The organism is Paraburkholderia lebeckiae, assembly GCF_014201005.1.
GTDB classification, from domain to species: domain Bacteria; phylum Pseudomonadota; class Gammaproteobacteria; order Burkholderiales; family Burkholderiaceae; genus Paraburkholderia; species Paraburkholderia tuberum.
This window is the reverse complement of the sequence record NZ_JACHDK010000017.1, coordinates 122,417-131,885: the sequence shown is the minus strand read 5'-3', so window position 1 is coordinate 131,885 and position 9,469 is coordinate 122,417. Positions and strand designations below refer to the sequence as shown.

Sequence of the window (9,469 nt, the reverse complement as noted above, 5' to 3'; positions counted from 1 at the left end):
CGGATCGAGCGAGATCGCCTGCGTGTTGAGCGTCGACATCGGCGCGAGCGTCTCGTGAAAGCCGATCGACGCCATCGCGATCAGGCAGATGATCAGCGGGAACGCAACGAAGTCCCATCCGTTTGGACGCAGCCGTCGTGCGGATGCATTGGCGGTGCTGTTCAGGTTGAAACCGAACTCCATCAGTAACCTCCGGGGGGATTGTTGAGTTGGAACATGACGAATCGCAAGTTGATGAAAGGGCTCATTCAGCAAGCAACGGCCACGACGAGGCAACGCCACAATCTTTCGATAATGGCGTTGATTCGTGACAGAAACCTGGTAGGACTTAAGAGAGCAGCGACCCGATTCGGCGCCACAGCGTGACAAGCCGATTCGATTGGACCGGATCGAGCGACAGAAGCGACTCGTAGTGAGCGCGCGACTCGTTGCGATAGGGCAGATGCGGCAAAAGCAGAGCGAAATACATGACGTTTCTCCGCGCGTCGTATGTGACGCGGCAAGCGGAAAGCGGGCAGACGGTCCAACGTCGCACGCTTGGCGCGGCGTCAGGTTGCTAGCTGCTTTCCTTCTCTAAGGCTGAAGGGAAGGGGCATAAACAACAACTGTCACTGTCGGGCATGGGGCTCCTCGTCGGGTTGAACTGCGCTCAGGCACGCAGCGTGGTTTTACCGGCCTCGCCAGAACCTGCGACCAGGCGCGGGTATCGGCGAGCGTCGGCCGCAAACCCGAAGGCTTGCGAGGGCGTGCCAGTGCGGACGAGCGAAGGCCGCGTCCAGATGGCGCTCATGATCGAGGTGCACGAAGGAGATTTGCTGCGGCGCGCACCGTTCTGCCTGCTGGCGGAACGGCGGCGCGGGGAAGGGGCGCGGACGTTCTGCCGGTCAGGCAGTGAAACTGTTCGAAGATCGACTACTGCAGGTGTCCAAGGCATCAGCCCCATTTGAGAAGACGGGCGAATTCTAGACGCGGTAAAAACCCGGAGTCAACCAGATTCTGTAAGCAGAGCCAACATTTATCGACGAAGGCTTGCGCAACGAGTTCGAGAATCATTGCGTGCGGCCCCGAGAACCCGACGTTGTCTTTATGCGTTTTTTACTTGCGCTTTTTCGGGCGACGTCAATACAATCCGCCCCAACGTATCGAAGGAGTCACCCATGGACGCATGTTCAGGCAGTGGAAGTCCGATGCCGGCCAGCGCCGGCAACACAACCGCGAGATAGTCGCCGCAGGTTCACTCCTTCGCCGCTAACTCGCCCCATTCGGGTTAGCGCGCTTCAATTCTGACCGGCCTTTGCTGCCGGTTTTCCGTAGCACGCTTCCTCTTTTCTGACCGTCGTCTGCAACCTCGGCTTGCAGAGGCGGTTGCGCTTTCGCATTGCGCTCGTTGTGCGCCGGAGTGCGTCACGGTAACGTCGCTGGCTCGCGCAAGCTTGCATGCCGGGAATGAATTGAACACACGTTTGCCACCTGCGTGTGCGAACAACAACGGAGCGATCCGCCTATAACTTCAACCCCAGATACGTGATGGAAAATATCTACAAGCGCAGACCGCTGAGCTCCGGCGGTGCTATCGCCCTGAGCGCGGTTGTTTCTCTCGGCCTCGTTCCTTGCGCGTTCGCGCAGACACCCGGCGAAGCCGCGCCGACGCAAGCGGCGCCATCGACTGCACCGTCCGCACCGGCTCCCGGCGCCACGGACAATGCGGCGCCCACCGATCAGAGCGTCGCCGCGCCCACGGGATTGTGGGAGCGCTCGAACCTGCTCGGCGACATCGGCGGTTTGCGTCCGTGGCTCGGCAACTACGGTGTGACTTTCAATCTGCAGGAGACCGGCGAGTACATGGGCAACCTCTCGGGCGGGACGAATCGCGGCGGTGCTTATCAAGGCTTGACCGAGTTCGGACTCGTCGTCGATACGCAAAAGGCGTTTGGATTGCCCGGCGGCACTTTCAACGTGTCCGGTCTGCAGATTCACGGCACGAGCCTGACCGCCAGAAATCTGCAAACGCTGCAAACCGCGAGCGGCATCGAAGCCGACGCCGCGACCCGTCTGTGGGAACTGTGGTATCAGCAGTCGCTCGGCAACGTCGACGTGAAGATCGGTCAGCAGAGTCTCGATCAGGAGTTCATGGTCAGCCAGTACGCGGCCACCTTCATGAACGCGACGTTCGGTTGGCCAGTGCTGCCGTCCGTCGATCTGCCGGCGGGCGGCCCAGCCTATCCGCTGTCGTCGCTCGGCGTGAGGGCGCGGGCGTCGTTCGCGAACGGAGTAACCGTGTTGGGCGGCGTATTCGACGGCAATCCGGCGCCAGGCGTCGGCGATCCGCAAAAGCTCAACGCGAGCGGCACGAACTTCAATCTCGGCAACGGCGTGCTCGTGATCGGCGAACTGCAGTACGCGATCAACCAGCCGTCGGCGAATGCGTCCGATCCGAAGCCGGCCGGCCTGCCGGGCACCTACAAGCTCGGCTTCTGGTACAACAGCAACCACTTCGCGGATCAGGGTTTCGACACGAGCGGCCTGTCGCTAGCGAATCCGGCGAGCAACGGCGTGCCGACGAGTCATCGCGGCAACTACAGCTTCTACGCGGTCGCCGATCAGATGGTGTGGCGCGCGGGCTCCGACAGTCCGCGGTCGCTCGGTGTGTTCGCGCGCATCATGGGTGCGCCGGGCGATCGCAATCTGGTCGATCTCGGCGTGAACGCGGGCGTGACGCTCAAGGCGCCGTTCAAGGGGCGCGACAACGACGTGGTCGGGCTCGCGCTCGGCTATGCGAAGATCGGCTCGCACGCGCAGGATCTCGCGAGCGCGCAGGCGCTGTACACGCCGGGCTATCCGGCGCGCAGCGCGGAGACGATGCTCGAAGCCACCTATCAGTATCAGGTCGCGCCGTGGTGGATGCTGCAAGCGGACTTCCAGTACTTCTGGCGGCCGGGCGGCGGAATTCCGCACCCGGACGATTCGTCCCAGCGCATCGAGAACGAAGCGGTTCTCGGTTTGCGCACGACGATTCAGTTCTGAGGAACGGTCATCAGGCTGGTAGGCGTTTGATCGCTCGCTGCAACAAGAGCCGCGCGCCGCATCGCCCGACATGACCGGTCGACGCAGCACGTGAGGACGGACGATGACTTGGCGATCGCTGCGTCTAATCATCAACCTCGCTTACCCCTGCGTATGCGCGGCGACCGCGTCCAGCGTGCGCGCCGAGTACACCAGCGTCGCGCCCGCGTTGATCGCCATCGCGACGCCGAGCGCTTCGGCGATTTCCTCGCGGGTCGCGCCGTGCTTCAGCGCCTCGGCCGTATGGACCGTGATACACCCGTCACAGCGCAGGCTGACCGCTACCGCGAGCGCAATCAGCTCGCGCGTTTTCGCGCCGAGCAGATCGGTTTTCTGACCGGCGCTCGACATCGCCTGATACGCCTTCACGCTTTCGGGCGCGAGCTTCGACATTTCGCCGATACGGCCGAACAGTTCCTTGCGGTAATCGATCCAGTTCAACATGGCAGTGCTCCTTGGTCCGTTGCGCGCCGGCGTTTGCCGGCGTCGTGGGACAAAGTATTGCGCCGCGCCGCGATATCCCGAATACTCATTCGACTCAACTTTTAGCGCGCTCGTCTCATGGACACGCTCAGTCGCCTGATCGACCTTGCCCGGCCGCAAGCGAGTCTCGATCTTCGCTGCCTGCTATCAGGCGCATTCGACGTCGACCACGCGCCGCTGGAGGCGGGCGTCGCGCCGTTTCATCTGGTGCTCGACGGCAGCTGTGTGATCGAGACCGCCGGCGGCGAGCCGCTCGAATTGCAGGCCGGCGATTTCATGCTGTTTCCGCGTGGCGCCGCGCATCGCGTGCGCGACGTAAAGCGCTCGGCGGGTGGCCTGCCGTTGACGCTCGGGCATGACGGCATGCTGCCGGTGCGCCGCAACGATGGCCTCGAAACCACTGCCACGGCCGCGCACGCGCCGAACGACACCGCGATTCATGACGGCGTCGATCTGCTGTGCGGCCGCTTCGTCTATGCGCCCGGTTCATCGGCGTTGCTGCTCAATGTGCTGCCCGATCCGCTGCACGTATCGCTCGGGGATGCGCAAACGCTCGATGCGTTGCAGACGGTGATCGCTCTGATGCGCGGCGAAGCGGAGCGGCGTCAGCCTGGCGCGCTCGCGATCGTGACGGCCTTGAGCCATGCGCTGCTCGCGATGGCACTGCGCGTGCACGGCGAGCGCAATGCGAACGGCACCGGGATGCTCGCGTTGCTGACGGACGCGCGCCTCGGCGCATCGGTGCAGGCCATGCTCGACGCGCCCGAACGCGCATGGACGATCTCTGAACTCGGCGAGCGCGCGGCGATGTCGCGCGCGACATACGCGCGCCACTTCAACGAGCGCGCGGGCGTGACCGTGATGGATTTTCTGACGCAGATCCGTATGGCGATCGCCAGCGATCTGCTGTTGCGCACACAACGCAGCGCGGCGGACATCGGCGAGGCGGTCGGCTATCAATCGGAGGCGGCGTTCGGCAAGGCGTTCGCGCAAAGCGTCGGTGTGACGCCGGGACGTTACCGGCGCCGCCCACCAACGGACGGTGCTCTGGATGAGTGACTAAAGATTCAACGCGTGGGTGCTTCTGATTCTATTTGGGCGGTTCGCCCTTGCTGAACGCGCGCCTTTCGAGCGACGCCATCAGTCGCGCGACCACGAGCGCGCAGACCGTGCCGAGCGTCACTTCGGCAAGCCGCAGAAAGGCCTTGTCCCACGCCGGGCCGATGCCTGGCGCCAGCAGCATGATCGTCGCGGTGATGCCGCCGAGGCGCGCGGCGCTGCCGACGTTGACGACCCAGCAGATCAGGATCGCGACCGCCACGGTCACCGCGTACGCGGCAAAATGGCCGCCGCCCGCGAGCGTGCCGATCAGCCCGCAAACACCGCCGACCATCGCACCGATGAACTGGTCGCGCGACAGCTTGCGGGTGTCGATATAACTATGCTGGCTCACCGCGATCGCGGTGATCGCGGCCCAGAACGCCTGCTCGGTGTGCAGCGCGCGACCGATGCCGAACGCGAGACTCGCGCCCGCCACCGCCTGCACGGCCATGAAGCCGCCCTCGATCAAGCGGTCGCCGAGCGGCAGCGTCTTCAGGAAAGCGAACAGCGCATCGGCGGCGTGCGTGCGCGAGGAAGGGCTTGAATCGTCGGACGGAGTCATCGGATGAAGGCGCGCTCGGCGGGGGAGGGGGTGCCGTATTCTAGCGGCTCCGCTTCACGCTTCCACCGCTAGCTAGATCGTGCCGAACAGCGCGCGCGGCCGGTCGCGCAGCGTGTGCGCGAGAATCTGCAGGCCACGCGTCAACTGCTCGCGCGACTCGGCGCAAGCGAGGTTGATGCGCACGCCGTGCTCGACCGTCGAGCGATCGACCGCGAACGCGGATGCGGGCATCGTGTTGACCCCGCGCGCGAGCGCGTTTGCCGCGAAGTCGTCCGAGCGCCACGGCGGCGGCACGCGCAACCACACGAACATGCATGCGGGGTCGCTCTTCAGATGCTCGGCGGGCAATAGTTCGCGCGCGATCTCCTGGCGCGCGCGTAACTCGGCGCGCTGCGCGTCGAGGATCGTCTGCGCGGTGCCGTCCTCGATCCAGCGTGTCGCGATCAGCGTCGACAGCGGCGCAGGCATCCATGCGGTCGTTCGCACCGCTTCCGCGGCCAGCGCCGCGCCATGCGGCGGCGTGCGCAGATAGCCGATGCGTAGACCCGGCGCGAGGATCTTCGAGGTTGACGTGATGTGGAAGGTCAGCTCCGGGCACAGGCTGGCGATCGTCGGCAGGCGCGCTTGCAGCAGCGGACCGTACACGTCGTCCTCGATGATCACGATGTGATGCCGACGCGCGATGTCGGCGAGCGCCGCGCGACGCGCGAGGCTCATCGTCACGACGGTCGGGTTCTGCAGATTCGGCACCGTGAAGATCGCCTTCACGCGGCGATGCCGGCACGCGTCTTCGAGACGGTCGGGCAGCAGCCCTTCGTCGTCGCTCGGAATGCCGACGAGCTCGAACTGAAACACCGGCGCGAGGGCTTTCAGCCCATAGTAGGTCAGCTGATCCGACAGGATCACCCCTTCATGCCCCATCAAGCTGCTCAACACCGCAAACAGGCCATGCTGTGCCCCGCTCGTGACGACCACGCTGTCGGCGCCGGGAGTGAAGCCGGGCGCGGCGAGCCATTGCGCGCCCGCGGCCCGCGCCCATTCGGGGCCTTGCGGCGGCTGATATTCCTGGGTCTCCGGATAGCGGGGATCGTGCGCAATTTGCGCCATCGTCCGCGCGAGTTGTGTGAGGAATTCACCGGTGGCAGGCCGGTTCACGGTCAGATCGAGCACGGCGTTCGCGTTGGGTTTGCCGTTTGCCGGCGTGTTGCCGCTGCGGGCATGCACGGCAGGCATGGCGCCGCCGGTGACGATCGAGCCGCGCCGCTTGCTCGCGACGATCAGCCCACGCGTCTGCAACTCCTTGTACGCGCGCGACACGGTCGAGACATTCAGGCCCAGCTCCAACGCAAGCTCGCGCTGCGGCGGCAGGCGGCTGCCCGGCGGGTAGAGGCCGCTGCGGACTTTTTCCTCGAGGCTGCGCGACACTTCGAGATAAGTCGGCTGACGCCCCTTTGTCTGGAGAACGTCTTCACCGTTTGTGTGGTCAATTGCGCTTTTCATCCAGCGTGAATCTCCATACAAAAACTCGTTCGACCGTACCGGACAAGCCAATACTAAACCCGTTCGGTTGCCCTGCACGACGCCCGCCCGTTTCCCTCGGGGAAAGTACCTAAGTCCACACAAAGCCAAATTAATTGCACACAAAAAAACTTTGTGTGAGTATTAAAGCATGATTTGTATGGCGCTGTGTCGAAAGGCGACGCGCAACTGTAGTACAGGAGGGACGGTTGTGACAGAACAGCAGAGCACGCTCCTGCCGGTCGGTACGTCCAGTGCAGGTTCGGGTCGGGCGGCCAGTTCAGCCGGCCGGCGAACGCGATGAGTGAAGTCGCCGTGCTGGGCGCGGGGTTCATCGGCCTGTCGTGCGCCTACTGGCTGATGCGCGACGGTCACCACGTCACGCTGTTCGACGCGCTCGGTCCGGGCGAGGCCACGTCATACGGCAATGCGGGCACGTTCGCCAACTACGGCTGCATTCCGGTGAACAACCCGGCGGTGTTCCGCAATCTGCCGCGTTTCCTGTTTTCGCCGACGAGTCCGCTGCGGATTCGCTGGCGCTATCTGCCCCAACTCGCGCCGTGGCTTGCGCGCTTTCTGTACGCGTCGATGCCGCGTCGCTACGAGCACAGCGCGCAGGCGCTGGCCAGCTTGCTGTCGCGCGCGTTCGACGGCTATCGCGAGATGCTCGAGAGCGACGAGCTGTCGCGCTTCGTGCGGCCCCGCGAATGCCTGTACCTGTATTCGAATGCGGCGTCGTTCGAGGCCGCCCAGCCGTCGCTCGCATTACGCCGGTCGCTCGGCGTGCGCTTCGAAAACTTCGACCGCGCCGGCATCGCCGCACTCGAACCGAATCTCGCGCCGATCTTTGCGCACGGCACGTTGTTCAACGGCAGCTGGTTCCTCAGCGATCCGCGCGGCTTCTTGCAGGCGCTGCACGCGGCGCTGCTCGCTCGCGGTCTCACGCATGAGCGCAGCGCGGTTCGTACGCTCGTACCGGGCGCCACCAGCGTGCGCATCGTCGACGACGCGGGTCGCGCCTACGACGCCGCGCAGGTGGTCGTCTGTGCCGGCGCGTTTTCGGGGCGCTTCGCGCGTCAATGCGGCGACCGCGTACCGCTCGATACCGAACGCGGCTATCACGTGCGTTTTCCCGGCACGTCGTCGCTGATTTCGCGGCCGTGCGGCTGGGCCGAGCGCGGCTTCTACATGGTGCCGATGGACGGCGGCATCCGCGCGGCGGGCACCGTCGAGCTCGGCGGCTATGGACCACAGCGCAATGCCGCGCTGCTCGATCTGATCACGCGCTCCGCGCAGCACGCGCTGCCGCAATTGCCGCAGCCGGATAGCGACTGGCTCGGTTTCCGTCCGAGCCTGCCCGACGGCCTGCCAGTCGTCGGGCCGTCGAGCGCGTCGCCACGTGTCGTCTACGCGTTCGGTCATCAGCATCTGGGCGTCACGCTGGGCGGCGTGACGGGCAGCGTCGTCGCCGATCTGGTGGCGGGGCGCGTGCCGCCGGTCGATCTCGCGCCATATAGCCCGCGTCGTTTTTAATCACCGTAACTGCTGGACGGAAGAGGACGGACATCATGAAACGCAGAAACCTGGTTGTCGCACTCGCCCTTGGGATGTTGTGTGCGCATGCGCCGTCGTACGGCGCCGAGCCGCAAATCGTCAAGATCGGCTTCGTCGGACCGCTGACCGGACCCGTTGCGCGGGTCGGCAAGGATCTGCAGAACGGCGCGCAGCTCGCGGTGGACGAAGCGAACGCGAAGCATCCCATGATCGGCGGCAAACCCGTCAAATACGTGCTCGACGTGCAGGACGATCAGGCCGATCCACGCATCGCGATCCAGGTCGCGCAGAAGCTCGTCGACGACGGCGTGGTCGGCGTGATCGGCCATTACAACTCGGGCTGCAGCATTCCGGCCTCGGCGGTCTATCACACGGCGAACGTCGCGATGATCACGCCGGGCTCGACGAACCCGGCGCTCACCGCGCAGGGTTTCGCGAACGTGTTTCGCACGATGGGGCACGACGGCGTGGGCGGTGTGATCGCGGGCGAGTTCGCGGTGCAGCAGTTGAAGGCGAAGCGCATCGGCATCATCGACGACCGCACCGCGTTCGGCCAGGGCCTCGCCGATGCGTTCGAGAAGGGCGCGAAGCAGGCGAACGGCAATATCGTCGATCGCGAGTTCACCAACGACAAGGCGGTCGATCTGCGCGCGATCCTGACTTCGTTGAAGCAGAAAAACGTCGATCTGATTTTCTTCGGCGGGCTCGACGAACAGGGAGCGATGCTGGTCAAGCAGATGCGTTCGCTCGGCATGCCCGCGCAACTGTTTGGCGCGGGCGCGCTGAAGAGCAACGCGTTCCTGCAGATTGCGGGCAACGCGGGCGAAGGTACGCGCGATCTCGAGCCCGGTCCGGCGCTCGACAAGCTGCCGTCCGCGCAGGAGTTCGGCAAGCGCTACAAGGCGCGCTTCAATCAGGATGTCGAGCTTTATGCGCCGTTCGCATACGACGCCGCGCTGGCGATGATTCAGGCGATCCAGGACGCGGACTCGCTCGATCGCGCCAGGATCGTCGCGGCGTTTCCAAAAGTGAACGTGACTGGCGTGACGGGGAAAATCGCGTTCGATCCGCATGGGGATCTGATCAAGCCGCCTTATACGCTGTTCGAGGTACAGCAGGGGCAGTGGAAGAGTCAGCGGACCGTGGGCGGCGGAGTGTGAGCATTGTTCAGACTGGGCCGGCTGGCGC

General features: G+C 64.8%; 8 protein-coding genes and 1 pseudogene. 4 read left to right on the top strand and 5 right to left on the bottom strand.

Annotated elements, in window-relative coordinates; all coding sequences use genetic code 11:
• Positions 1 to 183, bottom strand: a pseudogene (locus tag HDG39_RS26195) (sulfonate ABC transporter permease); the annotation flags it as partial.
• Between the two features lie 145 nt (positions 184 to 328).
• Positions 329 to 469, bottom strand: a complete 141-nt coding sequence (locus tag HDG39_RS26190; protein WP_184009884.1) for a hypothetical protein — start codon at positions 467 to 469, stop codon at positions 329 to 331.
• Between the two features lie 1,058 nt (positions 470 to 1,527).
• Between HDG39_RS26190 and HDG39_RS26185 the strand changes: the two genes are divergently transcribed.
• Entirely contained in the window at positions 1,528 to 3,024 is a 1,497-nt protein-coding gene (locus tag HDG39_RS26185; RefSeq protein ID WP_184009882.1) for a carbohydrate porin, read from the top strand.
• A 141-nt stretch (positions 3,025 to 3,165) separates the two neighbouring features.
• Here the strand turns inward: HDG39_RS26185 and HDG39_RS26180 are convergent, their stop codons facing one another.
• Positions 3,166 to 3,507, bottom strand: a complete 342-nt coding sequence (locus HDG39_RS26180) for a carboxymuconolactone decarboxylase family protein (protein ID WP_184009880.1) — start codon at positions 3,505 to 3,507, stop codon at positions 3,166 to 3,168.
• A 117-nt stretch (positions 3,508 to 3,624) separates the two neighbouring features.
• Between HDG39_RS26180 and HDG39_RS26175 the strand changes: the two genes are divergently transcribed.
• Positions 3,625 to 4,605, top strand: coding sequence for a cupin domain-containing protein (locus HDG39_RS26175; protein WP_184009878.1), 981 nt, complete (start codon positions 3,625 to 3,627; stop codon positions 4,603 to 4,605).
• Between the two features lie 31 nt (positions 4,606 to 4,636).
• On the opposite strand, the gene HDG39_RS26170 is transcribed toward HDG39_RS26175, so the two are convergent.
• Entirely contained in the window at positions 4,637 to 5,209 is a 573-nt protein-coding gene (locus HDG39_RS26170; protein WP_184009876.1) for an FUSC family protein, read from the bottom strand.
• 72 nt (positions 5,210 to 5,281) lie between these two features.
• Complete coding sequence (locus tag HDG39_RS26165; RefSeq protein ID WP_184009874.1) at positions 5,282 to 6,709, bottom strand: aminotransferase-like domain-containing protein; 1,428 nt, start codon at positions 6,707 to 6,709, stop codon at positions 5,282 to 5,284.
• Between the two features lie 318 nt (positions 6,710 to 7,027).
• On the opposite strand from HDG39_RS26165, the gene HDG39_RS26160 reads away from it, so the two are divergent.
• Both HDG39_RS26160 and HDG39_RS26155 read left to right on the top strand, forming a co-directional pair.
• Positions 7,028 to 8,260 carry an NAD(P)/FAD-dependent oxidoreductase gene (locus HDG39_RS26160; RefSeq protein ID WP_184009872.1) on the top strand — a complete coding sequence of 411 codons (1,233 nt, stop codon included), beginning with the start codon at positions 7,028 to 7,030 and terminating at the stop codon, positions 8,258 to 8,260.
• Positions 8,261 to 8,295: 35 nt separating this feature from the next.
• On the top strand, positions 8,296 to 9,441 hold the full coding sequence (locus HDG39_RS26155; RefSeq protein WP_184009870.1) for a branched-chain amino acid ABC transporter substrate-binding protein: 1,146 nt from the start codon (positions 8,296 to 8,298) through the stop codon (positions 9,439 to 9,441).
• Positions 9,442 to 9,469: the final 28 nt, after the last annotated feature.